At 73.9% G+C, this 15,595-nt stretch carries 6 protein-coding genes; 1 reads left to right on the forward strand and 5 read right to left on the reverse strand.

Going from position 1 to position 15,595, the window contains the following annotated elements; translation table 11 throughout:
* A partial coding sequence (locus D7V97_RS26095; RefSeq protein ID WP_368668962.1) for an alpha/beta hydrolase occupies positions 1–526 on the forward strand: 526 nt, incomplete at its 5' end.
* Between the two features lie 53 nt (positions 527–579).
* Here D7V97_RS26095 and D7V97_RS26100 read toward each other — a convergent pair.
* The 5 genes from D7V97_RS26100 to D7V97_RS26120 form a co-directional block, all read right to left on the reverse strand.
* On the reverse strand, positions 580–2,031 hold the full coding sequence (locus tag D7V97_RS26100; protein ID WP_120613352.1) for a reverse transcriptase family protein: 1,452 nt from the start codon (positions 2,029–2,031) through the stop codon (positions 580–582).
* A gap of 397 nt (positions 2,032–2,428) precedes the next feature.
* Positions 2,429–4,285, reverse strand: a complete 1,857-nt coding sequence (locus D7V97_RS26105; RefSeq protein WP_120613353.1) for an SWIM zinc finger family protein — start codon at positions 4,283–4,285, stop codon at positions 2,429–2,431.
* Positions 4,282–10,815 (reverse strand): HEAT repeat domain-containing protein, encoded by a 6,534-nt coding sequence (locus D7V97_RS26110; protein WP_120613354.1) that lies wholly within the window; start codon positions 10,813–10,815, stop codon positions 4,282–4,284. The genes D7V97_RS26105 and D7V97_RS26110 overlap by 4 nt, the downstream gene beginning before the upstream one ends.
* A gap of 12 nt (positions 10,816–10,827) precedes the next feature.
* Positions 10,828–13,554, reverse strand: a complete 2,727-nt coding sequence (locus D7V97_RS26115; RefSeq protein WP_120613355.1) for a hypothetical protein — start codon at positions 13,552–13,554, stop codon at positions 10,828–10,830.
* Positions 13,555–13,608: 54 nt separating this feature from the next.
* Positions 13,609–15,595, reverse strand: a 1,987-nt coding sequence (locus D7V97_RS26120; RefSeq protein WP_233583215.1) for a carboxypeptidase-like regulatory domain-containing protein, incomplete at its 5' end; no start/stop codon positions are given.

Below are 15,595 nucleotides of genomic sequence, written 5' to 3' on the forward strand. Positions count from 1 at the left end.
GGGGTTCTCCATCGGGTCGGCGGCGGTGGCGGAGGTGGCGGCGAAGGATGCGCAGGTCGCGGCGGTGGTGCTGCTGTCGCCCTTCAACACGCTGTGGCTGGCGGCGGCGTATGACTTCCGGCGCTTCGGGGTCGTGACGCAGACGGGGGCGCTGCTTCCCTTCTGGCGGCGCGGCATCCACCTGGACGAGGTGCGGACGATTGACGCCGTGGACCACATCAAGCCCCGGCCGCTGCTCGTCATCGCGGGGACGGAGGAGTCCGGACAGCCGCTGCTGGACGAGCTGTTCGCTCACGTGGGCCCGTATGCCCAGACGTGGCGCATCCCCGGCGCGTCCCACGGCGACTTCGCCGCGACGGCCCCGGAGGAGTACCCGCGCCGCCTGCGGGCGTTCGCGGACGGCGCGCTGAAGCCCGGGCCTGCCGTGGAGGAGAAGGCGGCCGAGGAGGCAAAGCCCGTGGTGAAGAAGAAGGCCCCGGTGAAGAAGCCGTCGCGCCGGACGAAGACGGGCGCGACGGCGCGCTGAATGGCGTCAGGAATCGCGGCCCGCGCGAATCCGCGGGCCTGCGTTCCTCGCCGCTACGCTCCGGCGGCCGGCGTCGCGGCTTCCAGCTTCGCGAGCTGGTCCAGGTACGCGCGGCCCTTCACGGGGTCCGTCATGAAGAGGAAGGCCGCCATGCCCTTGAGCTGCTCCAGCGACTCGCCCTCGCGGCCGGGCTTGCCCTGCTGGCGGTTGTGGATGGCCGCGCGCAGCCGGCGCACCACGTCGCGGGGGACTCGCGCGGCGGGGGTGCCTTCCTTCGCCTCGTTCACCACGAGCCCCGTCACCCGCTGACGGCTGCCCTTGCGCGCCACCCGCGTCTTGTTCGGGTGCACCGTGAAGCCCTCGGCCTCCACGATGTCCGTCACGCGCGCGAGCAGCACCGCCACCGGCGCGCCCTGGGCCCGGCGCGCCTTGGGGGCCTTCGCCTTCGTCCAGGAGAACGTCAGGTCGTCCGCGTAGCGCGTGTACGTGAAGCCCAGCTTGCGCGCGAGCGCCGACAGCCGCTTGTCCATCTTCAGGCACAGCGCGTTGGTGATGCCCGGCGACGTGGGCGCGCCCTGGGGCAGCGCTCGCGGGCCCTTGGCCACGTGCAGCGTCTTGCCCCGGAAGGAGAGCAGCTCGCGCGGGGCCTCGGTGGACATCAGCGCCAGCAGCGTGGAGGTGCCCTCCGGCAGGCCGCCCTTGCGCAACAGGCCCTTCACGCGCCGCCACGTCACGGTGGGGAAGAAGTCCTTCAGGTCCACCTTCACCACGATGTCCGCGCCCCGGTGCGCCAGCGCGTTGGTGAGGATGGAGCGCCCCGCCACGAAGCCGTGCGCCGCGCCGTGCACCGGCAGCCGCTCCACGACGTTGGACAGCACCCAGCGCTGCGCCTGCTTCAGCTCCGGCTTGGGCGAGGTGATGGTGCGCTCGCTGCCGTCGCGCTTGGGGATGCGCCAGGACACGTAGTTGGAGCCGGTGTCCACGTCGCGGTGGAACGCGAAGCCGCGCAGCTTGGACACGCTCACGTCCAGCGCCTTCGCCAGCGCCTCCGCCGTGTCCAGCGCGGGCAGGCCGTTGGCGCGCGCGCGCTCCTCGCGGTGCTCCAGGTCGAAGCGGTCCGGGCCTTCCGCCTCGCTCCAGTGGATGCCCACGCCCAGGTGGTCGATGTGCGTGGTCTTCCACGCCTCGTGGGCCTGGCGCTCCAGGGCGCGGCGCTCCACGGCCTCGGCCTTCTTCTTCTCCTTCCAGGCCGTCTTCTCCTTCTCCTTCAGCGAGGAGAAGTCCACCTCGTCCGCGAGCGCGCCCTTGGCCACGAGCTGCGCGTGCACCCATTCGCTGGAGCCACCGGCTTCGGTGATGGCCTTCCAGCGCGCGAGCAGGACTTCGTGCGCGGCGCGGCGGGCCTCGCGCTTCGAGGCGATGTTGGCGGAGGCGGCGGCCGGGGGGACTTCGGGCACGGCCTGCGGCGGGGCGGCGGGGACGAACGACTCCAGCTTGGCGGTCATCGAGGCACCTTCGACGGGCGCGGCGGCTTCAGGCGGGGCGACGGACGGAATCGAGCGGTCGAGGGAGGCCAGGAAGGCACCACCAGCTCACCTGGGGCACGGTAGCCTCACCGGCTCTCCCCTCCGGTGCACTGGTGCCCGGGTGGGAAAACGGCGGCTGCGTCGTTGGTTCAGCTTCCCGCCCGGGCACCAGTGCACCGGAGGGAGAGAGCCAAGAACAGGCTACCTTGCGGAGAGTGTCCAGCATTCCAACCAGAGCGGCGCAACGCCGCTCCCGCGCTCGAGGCGCTAAGGCTGATGCGGTCCAGACCTCTCTCGACCACTCGCGATTCGTGTTTCGTCCGTCGCACCCATCCTTCCAGCCACCCCGTCGGCGGCCGGGCCGTTGATTGAGGGTTTACACCAAGGTCGAGGCCGCGTCGATGTAGCCGTCCGCGGTCAATTTCTCCAGACGGCTGAAATACGCCGTGCGCGCCTCCGTGTCCGTGTCGAACCAGAGCTTCTGGTGACGCGGGTCGCCCAGGCGAGGCCCCCACGCGAGGGCCACCACCTTGCCATCCAGGGACACGCGATACACCTGCTCCAGCCCCGTCGCCGGGTCGCGGCGCACGTACGAGCGCGTCTCCGCGCGGATGAGCTTGCGCCCCTCCGGCGTCTGCCGCAGCGCTTCTTCCTCCGTGCGGCGGCGCGAGTACACCAGCCGCAGCGCGAGCATGTGCTCGCACGGGCCTTCGCGCAGCCCCGAGCGGCGGAAGTGCGGGCAGCCGCAGCCCGCGTCCTTCACGCGGCCCTCCAGGTCCAGCGTGAAGCTGGGGAAGAAGCTGCGCACGGCCTCGCGGTCCACCACCTCGCCCTGGATGCGCGTGCCCTCGCCCACGAGGTCGTGCACCTGGGTGAGCTTCACTTCGCCCGCGCCGGGGCCGCCGTCGCCCAGCAGGCGGTGGGCGCGAGCCTCACGCTCGTTGCCGTAGCGCAGCGCGGCCTCGTCCACCGGGGTGGGCATCAACTCGCGCGGGCGGTAGGTGCCGCGGGCCACGTCGAAGAGGACGCGGCCCCGCAGGCACTCCAGCTGGAGCGCGGCGCGCACCTGGTCCTTGGGCGAGCCCGCGTCCTTCGACAACACGTCGAAGGGGAGGGGGCCGTCCTTGCGCAGGCGCAGGCGCAGCTTCTCCGCGAGCCCCTCCGGCACGTCGCGCGGCATCAGCGCGTCGAAGGCGGCGGCGCTGGACCAGCCGCTCTCCGTCCACCCGGTGAGCCCCAGCGTCAGCGTGGCCGCGCCCAGGTCGATGACCCAGAACACCGGCAGGCCCGGCCCCAACAGCTGCACGTGCACGCTCTTCGCGTGGGGCAGCAGGCGCGCGAGCGCGGTGAGGCGCTGACGGCCGAAGGTGCGCACCACCGCGGGCGCGCTGCCGGTGTACGCGCCGCCGTGGCACTCCAGCACCTGCTCCCACGGCTCCAGCACCATCCGGGGCGGGGCGCCAGGGACCAGCTCGAAGCGCAGCGCGCGGGGCGCCTTCTTCGAGCGGCGGGTGCGCAGCGCGAAGAGCAGGTTGTACAGGTCGATGGGCGCGATGGAGCAGGTCGTGGCCGGCAGCGTCGCGGCGGACTGCACCTGGAGGAAGCCGCGCAGCCACGCGTGGGGGACCTCCACGTTGCGCACGGCGCGGGGCTCCGTGGAGGCGGGCTTGATGGCCGGGGCGACGTGGGCCTCCAGCGTCACCGGGGCGTAGGCGCGCAGGCGGTCCAGTCGGGCGGGCAGGTCCGCGGGCACGTCCAGGAAGGTGGAGCCGTGCGCGGCCTCGCGGTTGTCGAAGAGGCTGTTGTCGAAGGCCAGGCGCGCGTAGGCGCTCTCGTCGCGGGAGAAGACCTCCAGCGACACCTGATCCGGATCCACGGTGAGGACCGGGTCCAGCACCGCGTCCTTCTTCTCCTCGCCGTCGAGCGCGTTGTCGAGGAAGGCCTTCTGCGCTTCCCAGATTTGAGCGCTGGCGCGCTTGCCCTGCTTCATCAGGTACGCGAGGTACGCGGTGCGGTCGCGGCCCCGGTAGCGCAGGTCGCTGGAGAGCACACCGAAGGCGGCGGCCAGCGCGTCGCGGAAGAGGGTGGGGTCCTTCACCCGGCCGCTGACGCCCACGGTGCCGCGCGAGCCCTCCAGGGCCAGCTGCACGCGTGAGGCGTCCGGGGTGACGACCACGTCGCTCTCAGCGGCGTAGTTGAGCGCGACGGGATGACGTGCGGTGGCGGTGCTCACGACGGTTGACCTTCCTTGCGGGCGCGCTCGGCGGCCCGGCGTGCACGTTTGTGGGCGCGGTAGGCCGCCTTGCGCAGCTCCACCGACTGGGACTTGTCGAACGCCGCCGCCTTGAGCAGCGCCGCCGCTTCGTCACCGCCCATGCGGCCCAGCGCGGCCCACGCATCCTGCCGCACCTCCGGCTTCGCGTCCGCTGCCACGGCCTTGAGCGGCCCTGCGTCCTTCTTCGCCAGCAGCGCCGGCACGGCGAGCCGGCGGGGCTCGCTGGCCGTCAGTGCGGCCGGAGCGACGCTCGCGCCCGTGGGACCCATCGCCACCGGGTCGAAGGGCTTCACTTCCAGGGCCCAGGTCGCGGCCTGGGCGGGGACCAGCGCGGCCAGCACCGACGCGGCGACGGCGCGCACGGAGGCGTCCGGATCTCCCAGCGCGGTGCGCAGGGCCGGTGCTTCGTTGGCCGCCTTCAGGCGTCCCAGCACCCGCGCCGCTTCCTGGCGCACGGTCGCGGGGGCGCTGGTTTCACCCTTGCGCAGCAGCTCCGCGGACGTCGCGGCCAGCTCCTTCGCGCCCAGCCGCGAGCCCGCCCACAACAGCCGCTCCCAGGCGGCGGCCAGCAGTGCCCGCGTCGGGTACGCCGTGGTGACCCAGGCGGCGGCGGTGCGCCGTTCGGCGGCCACGAGCGCGCGGGTCAGGCCGGCGGTGTCCACCGCGCCCGGCTCGCGGGCATCGCCCGTCCAGGTGCCCACCAGCATCGCGGCCTCCTCGCGGGCCTCCGGCTTGTCGTGGCCGAGCAGGGCGACGACCTCCGGCACGGGCAGCGCGCCCCGCCGGGCGAGGCCGCGCCGCAGCCGCAGCCGCAGCTCCGCGTTCTCCAGCGTGGCCAGCCGGGGCACGAGCTGCGCCGGGTCGCCTTCGCTGGCGAGGTAGGAGGCGGCGGGCTCGGAGATGTCCTCCTGGGTGCTGGCCACGGCGAGGAACTCCACCCGCGTGCGGTCCTTCGGGAAGAGCGCGTCCAGCGCCTTGCGTGCGGCCTCGCGCAGGTCGTCGTCATCCTCGTCCAGCGCGGCGGCCAGGGCCTTCTCCGCCTCCGGGTCGCCGAGCTTGCCCAGCTCCTTCGCCACGGTGATGCGCACCTCGTCGTCCGTGTCGGTGTCCGCGAGCAGCGCCTCCAGCTTCACCCGGGCGCGCTCCCCACCGATGGCGCGCAGGCCGCGCACGCCGGCCTGCTGGTGCTCGGGCGAAGTGCCCTCGACCGCGGCGACCTCCACCTTCTCCTCGATGCGGCGGCGCTCCTCGCCCTCGGCCAGTCGGCTGGCGAGCCGGCCCAGGGCCTCGATGGCGGCCAGCACCATGTCCTGTTCCGCGGGCGCCTCCGGGGTGCCACCGCCGGCCACCAACTCCAGCTCGGAGAGGGCGCGCGCGTCACCCAGCGTTCCCAGCGCGAGCAGGGCCCGGCCGCGCTCCTCGGGCTCACCGGCGCGCGCGTACAGCAAGAGGGGCCGCAGGGCGCTCACGCGGCGCTGGTGCGCCACGCCTTCCGCCGCGGGCAGCATCAGCTCACGGGCTCCGGCGCGCAGAATCTCCTCCAGCGGCTCCACCGCCGCGCCCTGCTCCACCACGCGCTTCGAGTAGCGCGCCACCGCCTCCGCGCGCACGGTGACGTCGCGGTCGGTGAAGAGCGAGACGAGCAGCGCGTCCTGGCCCTCGTTCTTGCCGTGCTCCAGCTCCGCGGCGACGGCCTTGCGGACCTCCAGGTCGTTGCTGCGCACGGCCACCTTGAGGAAGCGCACGGCGAGCGCCGCGTCGCGCTTCTTCAGGTCGCGGTCCTCCTCGTCCAGCTTCTCCTGCTCCGGCGGCCAGGTGAGCTGCATCGCCGACGTCACGCAGGCGAGGCGCACCGTGGGCGCGTCGTCCTCCACGCTCTGGCGCGCGAGCACGTCCAGCGCTTCGGGACGGCGCGTGCGGCCGAGCGCGGCCACCAGCTTCGTGCGCTCCGGGATCTCCGTCGCCACCGACAGGCGCGCGGCGAGCGCGGCCACGGCGGCCGGGGTCCCCAGTCGCGCGAGGGCCTCCTGCCCACGTCGCACCACCGCCGGGACCTCCGAGCGCAGGAAGGTGCCCAGCACCTCCACCGCCCGGTCATCCCCGCGCCACGCGAGCAGCTCCGCGGCGCGCAGCCGCAGGTCCTCGTGCTCACTGCCCATCGCGCGGCCCAGCGCTTCGGTGACGCGCGAGTCGTTGGCGCCCGCCAGCCGCTCAATCACGCCCACGCGCAGGTCGGCGTGCTCGCTGCCCAGCGCGGCCAGCAGCGGATCCAGGCTGCCCGGAGGGCTCAGCTTCTCCAGCAATTCGAAGGCCGACTTGCGCACCTCCGGCAGCGGCGAGTTGAGCGCCGCCGTCACCCGCGGGCGGGCCGCGTCGCCGCGCTCCGCCAGCTCCTCCAGCGCCGCGCGCGCCACGTCGGGCGCGAGCGAGGCCAGCGCGAGCGCCAGCGGCTCATCGCTGCCGGCGGGGTACAGCTCCTTGAGGCCCGCGAGCGCCGCGCGCCGCACGAGCTGGTGCGGATCCTCCAGCGCGCGCAGCAGGGCGGCCACGGCGGCGGACGTGCCCGCGTAGCCCTCCTGCGTGAGCTTCACCACCCGGTCCACGGAGTCGCGGCGGACGCGGTGGCCTTCCTCGTCGCCCGCGGACACCTGGCGCAGCAGGCCCACGTACGCACCGAACGCCAGCCGGCGCAGGTGCTGCCGCTCCGCCTGCGTCGCCGACTGCGGCGTCGTGGCGTCGGTGCCGCCCTCGGCCGGCTTCACCGCGGAGAAGAGGCGGCGCAGCCAGCTCTTGCCCGTGGCGGACGCCGTGCCCTGCTTCTCCAGCGTGGATGGCTGCACCACGTGCGACGCACCCTCGGCCGTCTCCGGCTTCCAGGGGGCGTCCAGCGAGCGGGGCCGCGCGACCTTCTGCGCCTCGCGGAAGTAGTCCAGCGGCTTGTTGCGCAGCAGCAGCACCTGGGCCGCAGCGTAGCGCTGCTCCGGCTGGCCGCTGGAGAGCGCCTCGGCGAGCCCCACGACGCGCTTGGCCCGGTCCTCTTCCGAGGGCCAGTCCTTCATGTCGCCGGCCTTCTCCGGGCGCGGCGGCAACAGCACCTCCACCAGGTGCGCGCGGTACGCGTCTGGCTCCGTGCGCAGCTCCAGCGCGCGGGCCGCGGCGTAGCGCACCTCCGGACGTCCGCTGGACAGCGCGCTCGTCAGCAGGTCCGGCGGTCCCCCGTCGCGGCTGGCGCGCAGGTCGCGGGCGAGCACGATGGCGAACACCATCTCCTGCACCTCGCGCGCGGCGTCCTCCAGGCCGTGCAGCAGGCCGCCGTCGCCCTCCGGGCCCAGGGCCGCGAAGGCGAGGATGGCGCCCAGCCGGATGGGCAGGTGCTCATGGCGCAGGTTCCCGGTGAGCACCGGCAGCGCGCGGATATCGCCCAGGCGCGACAGGCCGTCCGCCGCCCACGAGCGCGCCGCGACCAGCGAGTGGCCCAACGCGTCCAGCAGCGCGCCCTCGTCGCCCCGGCGGCTGGCGGTGGCGAGGCCACGCGCGCCCTGCTCCTGGAGGTCCGTCAGCTCGTGCGGCAGCAGGACCGTGGCGTAGAAGCCCAACAGGCGCCGCGAGCCCAGCGTGGCCAGCGCGCGCGCCGCGCGGATGCGCAGGGGGACGAGGTAGCCGGGCGGGTACATCCGCTCCAGGTCCTTGTCGGTGATGAGCCCGCGCATCGGCTCGATGATGTCCTCCGCGCCGCGCGGGGCGAGCAGCTCCGCGGCCCGCACGCGCACCGGCAGCGCCGTGGCCGCGATGCCCGCGAGCAGCGGCCCGTTCTCGTTCGGGATGAGCTTGTCGAGCGCGTCCAGCGCGGCGACGGCCACCTCCAGGTGCTCGTCCTGCACGCGCTTGAGGAGCGCGGAGCGCAGCGGCTCCGCGGGCGCGTGGATGGAGCCCTTCGCGGCCTTCTCGCGCAGCGCCGGGTGCGTGGAGGCGAGCGCGGCCAGGTGCGGCTCCGGCTTCTCCTTGCCCGCGAGCTTCACCCACGCCTCGTAGGCGGCGGTGGCCACGCTGACGTCGCGGTCCTCCACGGACTTCTTCAGCCGCTCCTGCGCCCAGTCCTCCGTGCCACGCTGCGCGAGCACCTCCACCGCGCGGTTGCGCAGGTCCGGGAAGCGGCCCGCCAGCGCCCGGTCGAGCGCCTTCTTCGGCTCCTGCTCGTTCCACGCCCACAGCGTGCGGAACGCCTCGCCGCGCACCTTGCCGGACTCGTCCTCCAGCGCGTCACCCAGCAGCGGCTCCGCGCCCTCCGCCTTCGCGCCCAGCTTCACCAGCCGGTCCAGGCCGCGCACGCGCACGTCCTCGTGGCCGGAGCGCAGCGCGGCCTCCGCGGCGGACAGGGGCGCGTCCACGTCCAGCGCCACCACGGCCTCCAGCGCCGCGGCGCGCACGTCCGCGTCCGCGTCGTCCAGCATCCACACCAGCCGCTCGCGGGCGCGCGGATCCTGCAACGCCTGGAGCGCGGCGGCGGCCTGCCTGCGGATGGGCGACTCGTCCTCGCGCGACAGCTGCAACAGCGCGCCCAGCGCCCGTCCGTCCCCCAGCTGCGCCAGACCCCGAGCGCCCCGCACCGCCGTGTCCGGCATGCGGCACGCCATGGCGGCGAGCAGCGGCTCCAGGTCGGCCTCCGTCAGCGCCGCGCCCTTCTTCGCGTTGGCGAAGAGCAGCTCGCGCGAGGCCGTCACCTCCGCCTCGATGGTCTGGACGTTGGTGATGCCCGCGGCGCGCTTGCCCTGCACCGCCAGCATCCGGGCCACGTCGCGCACCGAGCGGGCGAACTCCTCGTCGCGCGCCTCCAGCGTCAGCGCCAGCGAGCGCCGCTCCAGCACGCGCACCGCGAAGGCCACGCGGCGCACGTCCCGGTCCTCGTCGTCCAGCGCGCGCGCCACCAGCGGTTGCAGGCGCGGGTCACCCAGCAGCCCCGCCCCCGACGCGCGCAGCAGCACCTCCACCTTGAGGGGTGAGGGGCCGCGCTCGAAGGCGGTCTTCAGGGGCTCCGTGCTGCCCTTGGGCGATACGGTGACGAGCGCGTCCAGCGCGGCCTCGCCCACGTCGGGCTTCGCGTCCGCCAGCTTCGCGGAGATGAGCCCCGGCACCAGCGGCGACGTGCCGCCCAGCTGCGCGAGCAGGCGCAGGCCCTGGATGCGCATGTCCGAGAAGCGCGAGTCGAGCGCCGCGCGAGGGGCGGCGAGCGGCGACTCCGTCTCCAGCTTCGAGAGGGCCTCCAGCGCCGCGACCCGCACCGAGCGGTCGTCGTCGTTGAGCCGCTCGCGCAGCTTCGCCCGCGCCGCCGTGCGGCCGTGCGTGCCCAGCTCCGTGGCCGCGAGCTTGCGCGCCTCCGGGGCCTTGTCCGTGGCCAGCACGCCCAGCACGAACTCCAGCGCCTCCGGCTCCTGCAGCGCCACGGCCTCGCGCACCGCGGCCTCGCGGCGGGGGAGGGCGGCCTTCAGCGCCTCGGTGAGCACGTCGAAGCCGTGCGCGTACGTCACCGTCTCGTCCGTGGGCTTGCCGTCCGTGCCCAGCGTGATGCGGGTGACGGTGCGCGCGTCGCCACCCACGAACACGTAGCCCAGCAGCTGCTTCGCCTGACGGGGGTTCACCGGCGGCGCGTAGGCCACCGCGTGCACGCCCTTCGTGCCCAGCTCGAACGTGCGCGGCTTGCGGCGCTCGTCCAACCGCCAGACCTTGAGCTTGCCGTCGCCGCCCACCGACGCGATGCGCTCCTCCGGCTCGTGGCCGGGCTCCGCCGGGGGCGTGGGCGGGAACACCAGCCCGTGCACCGGGCCCGCGTGTCCGCTGTCCTTGTCGCCGCGGACCTCGAACTCCACCGCGCCGACGAGGTACCAGATGCGCAGCTTCCCATCGTCGCCCGCGGCGACGAGCCGGCCGTCGCGCGGCGTGAAGGCCAGCGCGCGCACCGCGCCCTCGTGGCCCGCCATGTCCCGGCGCGCGCCGGAGGCCACCGTGAACGAGCGCACCACGCCGTCATCGCCCGCGCAGGCGACGTACGTGTGCGTGGGGTCCACCGCCACCGCGCGCAGGGGCTGCGAGGACGCGCTCCACTCCGTCAGCTTGCGCGTGCTGTCCCAGTCCCACGCGCGCACGAAGCCGTCCATGCCGGCCGTGTAGAGCACCTTGCCGTCCGGGCTCGCCGCCAGCGCCGTGCACCCGCCCGCGTGCGCGCCGTGGAGCTGGAACTGGACCGCGCCGTCGGTGAGCGACCCGAAGCGCACCGTGCCGTCCGCGCCCGCCGCGGCGAAGCGCTCGCCGGACAGCGCGAGCCCCAGCACGTGCGAGGGCAGCGCCGCCGTCCAGAGGACCTTGTTGTTGGCGGCGTCATACGCGGTGAGGCGGCTGTCCGCCGCGGCGCGCGCGCCCCCCACGAGCAGCAGGCGGGCATTGGCCGCGAGCGCACGGACCTTCTCGATGTTGCCGATGGAGAGGTTGGCCATGGTGTCGTTGTCCTAGATGCCGCCGAGCTGAACGCCCGGGTGAGCCGCACGCAATTGCACCAGCGAGGCCAGGCAGCTCTGCCACTCGCCCTTCGCCACCGACCCGGTGAACTCGCCCAGCACGGGCGCCACCACGCGGGCGAAGCTCTCGTCTTCCAGGCCCAAATCCCGCACCAGCTCCACCACGCGGCGCTTGGCCACGCTCGCGGACAGCCGGCGCTGCACGTCGCCCTCGCGCGCTTCCTTCGCGCGCCCGGGCGGCAGGCCGAACAGCATGCGCCGCAGGAACGCGCGCAGGGACTCCACGTCGGAGAAGCGCGTCGTGCCGCCCGCCTCGCGCGTGTCCTTGCCGCCGCCCGCGGGCTTCCAACCCTCCGGCAGGTGCAGCGGCCGGTGCTTCTCCCAGAGCAGCCGCACCGCGAACAGGCCCACTTCCCGGTCCGCGCTCTGCATCAGCCCCGACAGCCGCTCCGCCCCGCCCAGCCGCGCGTAGTGCCGGCGGATCAGCTCCACCGCCACCTCGCGCGTGCTGCGCTTGGGGGACTCCGTGAGCGCGAACACCTTGCCCGCGTCCAGCTCCTCCGGCTGCAGCGTGTGGCGCGCGTCCGCCCCCGGCTCGCCCGCGTTGAGCAGGGCGTCATACGCGAGGTTGCGGATCTCCTTCGCGTCCGAGTCCGCCAGCTCGTACACCCGCGTCTGGTAGCCCCACGCGCGCAATTCCGAGCGGGCGATGGTCAGCGCGAAGCGGCGCACGTCGTCGCGCGCGTCCATCAGCGCGGGCCACAGCCTGTCCGCCGTGTACGCCTTGCGCGGCGCCCGGGGCTTCAGGTCGTAGGACTTGGACTCCGGCTGCTCCGGCCCGATGCCCGGGTGGTGGCAGCGCAGGTACGTCTGCGCGAACGTGCGCACCGGCGGCGGCTGCTTCGCGCCCAGCGCCAGGTCGAACAGGCGCTCCAGGCCCTGCGCCGCGTCGCCCGTGTCGCTGAAGTCCGCGGGCACCACGTTCTCCAGCAGGTAGCGGTGCGCGAAGTCGTGCAGCGTGGGGTCCGCGCGCCGCGCCAGCGCCAGGAGCCAGGGCACCGTGAGCTGCCGCGCGGTGAAGAGCTTGCGGTTGCCCAGGAGCGCCAGCGCCGTCTCGCGGTGCTTCGCGCTGAACACGAGCCCCTTCACCCGCTCCACGTCCAGGCCCGGCAGGCTGTCCGCGCGCGTGAGCCACTGCGCCGCCTGACGGCCCAGGCGCGGATGGGACACGAGGTCCAGCAGCCACTCCGGCCCGATGTCCGCCGGCTTGTACGTGCCCAGCGCCTTCATCGCCGTGTCTTCCACCACGCGCTGCCGCGACGCGCGCTTCGCCTCCAGCAGCGTCTGCTTCCAGAACGCCGCGGGCATCTCCCCGGCGGCGTACTTGGAGGACACGTAGCCCGTGGCCCACTTGAGCTGCTCCTGCGTGCCCAGGATGAGCTCGCGCAGGAAGTCCTGGGTGATCTCCGCCCGGTCGAAGGACTGCTCCAGCGCCTTCGCCGCGAACCCCGCGGTGGGCTTCGGGGTGAGCAGCCGGCCCAGCAGCTCCAGCCCCAGCTCGCGCGGCTTGCGCTTCTCCAGGGTGGCGGCGGCGAACGCCTTGACGTCGTCCTCGCCCGTCTCCACCAGCTCCGCGAGCCGGTCCGCCGGCAGGTCCTGCGCGTGTCCGCGCGCGTACTCGATGGCGTACGCGCGGGCCTTGTCGCTGGGGGAGAGCAGCAGCGCGAGCACCGCGTCGTGCAGCCCGGCCGCGCGCAGCTTGCCCTGGTGGAACTCCGGCGAGCCCTGGAGCGTCTCCACGAGGAAGTCGTGCGCGCTGCCCAGCGGCCGGCGCGCCAGCCGATCCAACCACGCGGGCGTCACCTTGCGCAGCGCCTCCGGGAAGTCCTTGCGCAGGCCCTGGATGGCGAACTTCGCGGCGGGGTCCGAGCCGCAGGTGTCCAACAGGCGCATCAGCGCGTCCGGCGAGCGCTTCCACGCGTCCGGGTACATGCGCTGCTTCACCATGTCCGCGGGCGGCTGGATGGAGAAGCGCGACGCGGTGTAGTTGCGGCTGTTGTGCGCCCAGACGTGGTGCGCCACCCAGCACGACGACCACGACGTGTCCGGCGTGTAGTGGCGCAGCACCTCCACCGCGAACTGCGGGTAGAGCTCCGGCACGGCCGCGCCCAGGTGGCGCAGGAAGCGCCACGCGCGACGCTGGAGGTAGGTGAGGGTGCCGGTGCCCACCTCGCGCGAGCGGTGGCTGCCGCGCTCGGTGTCGAAGCGCCACGCCAGCACGCCGAACAGCTCCGCGTCGTGGCGCGCCTCCGCCAGCTTGTAGATGCGCTTGAGGCCCGCCCAGAGGCCGAACTTCAGGGGCGCCTCGCTCGCGAGCGTGAGGAGGACGGCCCGCGCGGGCTCGCTGTTCTTCTCGTACAGGGACACCAGCAGGTCCGCGAGCGCGAACCGCGCGGGCAGGGGCACGTCCTTCTGCGCGAGGAAGCGCTGCCACGCCTCGTGGGAGCCCTCGCGGCGGGCGCGCTTCTCGCCGTGCTGCTGCGCCTGCGCGAGCAGGGTCCTCAGCGCGTCGAAGTCCAGCGCGCCCTGCGGCAGAGGCGTGTCCGAGGGCTTCTCTTCCTGGTCCAGGAAGGCCAGCACGGCCTCGGCGAGGTCCGGTGCCTCCGCCCGGGCCAGACGTTCGAGGTCTGCTGCGCTCAGCGCGTCGCTCGCGGTCATGGGTCGGGGGGTTTAACACACCTCCCCGTCACCGCGAGGCAGGACGGACCTGTGTCACCACTGAATCGTGGGCACCACCACCTCCTGCGTGTCACCCGTGCCCACCGTCACGTCCTGCCGGTGGTACGCCCACTTGCCGCCGCCCAGGTGGTGCAGCACCACCAGCGTGTACGGCCCGGGCGCCACGTTGAGCCAGCGGTCGTTGCTCGGGGAGTCCGTGTCCAGGGCCGTCCGCTGCAGCTGCTGCCGCTCCTCGTCGGACCGGGGCAGCGGCATCGAGCCCGGGAGGAGGAGCGCCTGACCCTGGGCCCCGCGCTCGCCCCAGCGCACCGTCACCGTGGCGCCCTTCGGGAGCAACTGGAGCTCCAGCCGCGTCACCCGGTGCGGCTCGACGCGCACGGTCTTGTAGGGCACCGCGTGCTCCTCGTTCCCATGGCGGATGCCCACCAGGTATTCGCCGGGCTCCAGGTCGCGGAAGAAGGTCCGCCCGTCCCCGGAGGAGAGGTTGTTCGTGGTCTCGAAGCTCCCCGTCAACCGGGCGGACACCATGCCGTTGTAGGGTTGGCCCTGCGCGTCCGTCACCCACACCTCCAGGCGCGTCTCCCCCACGAGGCGCAGCTCCACCGTGTCCTCGGTGGGGCCCAGCGTGCGCTGGAGGTCCGCGTAATCCGAGTCCCGGAGCTGCGCGCTGAGCAGGTAGGGCCGGGCTTCCACGGCGGGCAGCGTGAAGGTGCCGTCCGGGCCGGTGGTGGCGTCCAGGAAGGAGCTGAAGCCGTCGTAGCCCATGAGGTCCTCGTTCTCCTGCTCCGCCACGTCCTCCGCCTTCACCGCGTCGCGCGGCAGTCGCAGGGAGAGGTCCACCCCCGCCAGCGGCCTGCCGGTGGCGTCGTCCACCACGCGGCCCCGCACGGTGTGCCCCGTGTCGATGCGCACCTCGCCCAGGTCCACGTCGCGGCCCGGGGGGACCTTCACGTCGCGCTGGGTGAGGGCGTGGCCCGGGACCTGGAAGGTCAGGTGCTCCAGGCCGGGTTCCTCCACGAAGACGGTGAAGGCCCCGCGCGGGTCGCGCACGGGCTCGTCGTTCACGCTGAAGCGGGTGATGGGCGCGCCATTGCCCTTCACCAGCCGGCCGGTGATGCGGCCCTGGGAGGCGAGGACGATGCGCACGGCCAGGTTCCCCGTGTGGGCGACGACCTTGGGGTCCTCCTGGGAGCGCATCCACCGCTCCACCCGCTCGCGCACCTCCCCGGGGGTCGTGGTGTCATCGTCCTCGTCGGGCATGGGCTCCTCGGGGGGACGGGGCATCGCGTAGCCGGGCTTCTGCGGCTCCAACTCGTAGTCCGTGTCCCGGGCCAGGGGCTCCAGCACGAAGCGGCCGTCGGGCCCGGTCTTCACCGACACGGGGGTATAGCTATGGAAGTCGCTGGCGGTGCCCGACAGGGCGTGGGCATCGAGGGTGACGCCCGCCAGGGGCTGGCCCTTCGCATCCACGACCACGCCCGCGATGCGTCCATCCAGGTCCAGGTGCAGCGCCAGCTCCACGGTCTCCGAGCCCCGCACCTCCACGCGCTCGGGCACCTGGCGCTCGTAGCCGCCCGTGTTCGCCCGCAGCCAGACGGCGTAGGCGCCCGGCGGCACGCCCTGGATGGTGAAGTGGCTGTCCTCCTCGGTGGAGCCGGCGAAGGCGGTGCGCCCTTCGCTCTCCAGGTTCTCCGAGGTCACCGGGTCCACCTTCACGTCTTGCTTCACCAGGGTGACGTCCACGTCGTGGACGGGGGCGCCGTCGGAGCTCGTCACGGTGCCCCGCACCGTCGCGCCGGCCTCCAGGGCCACCCGCAGCCCGGACGCGGGGGCCTGGACCTGGAGCTTGCGCGGCAGGAACCCCTCCGCTTCCACGGTGAGGGTGCCGGGGAGGGGCTTGTCCAGCTTGAGGACGAAGTGGCCCTTGTCGTCGGAGGTCGCGTCGAAGGTGACGTCGTGATGACGGGGCGGATGCATGATGATCCGGTACCTCGGGGGCACGCGGTGCGGGGGCGGAGGC

It is taken from the genome of Corallococcus sp. CA053C, assembly GCF_003611675.1.
Classification (GTDB): Bacteria; Myxococcota; Myxococcia; order Myxococcales; family Myxococcaceae; genus Corallococcus.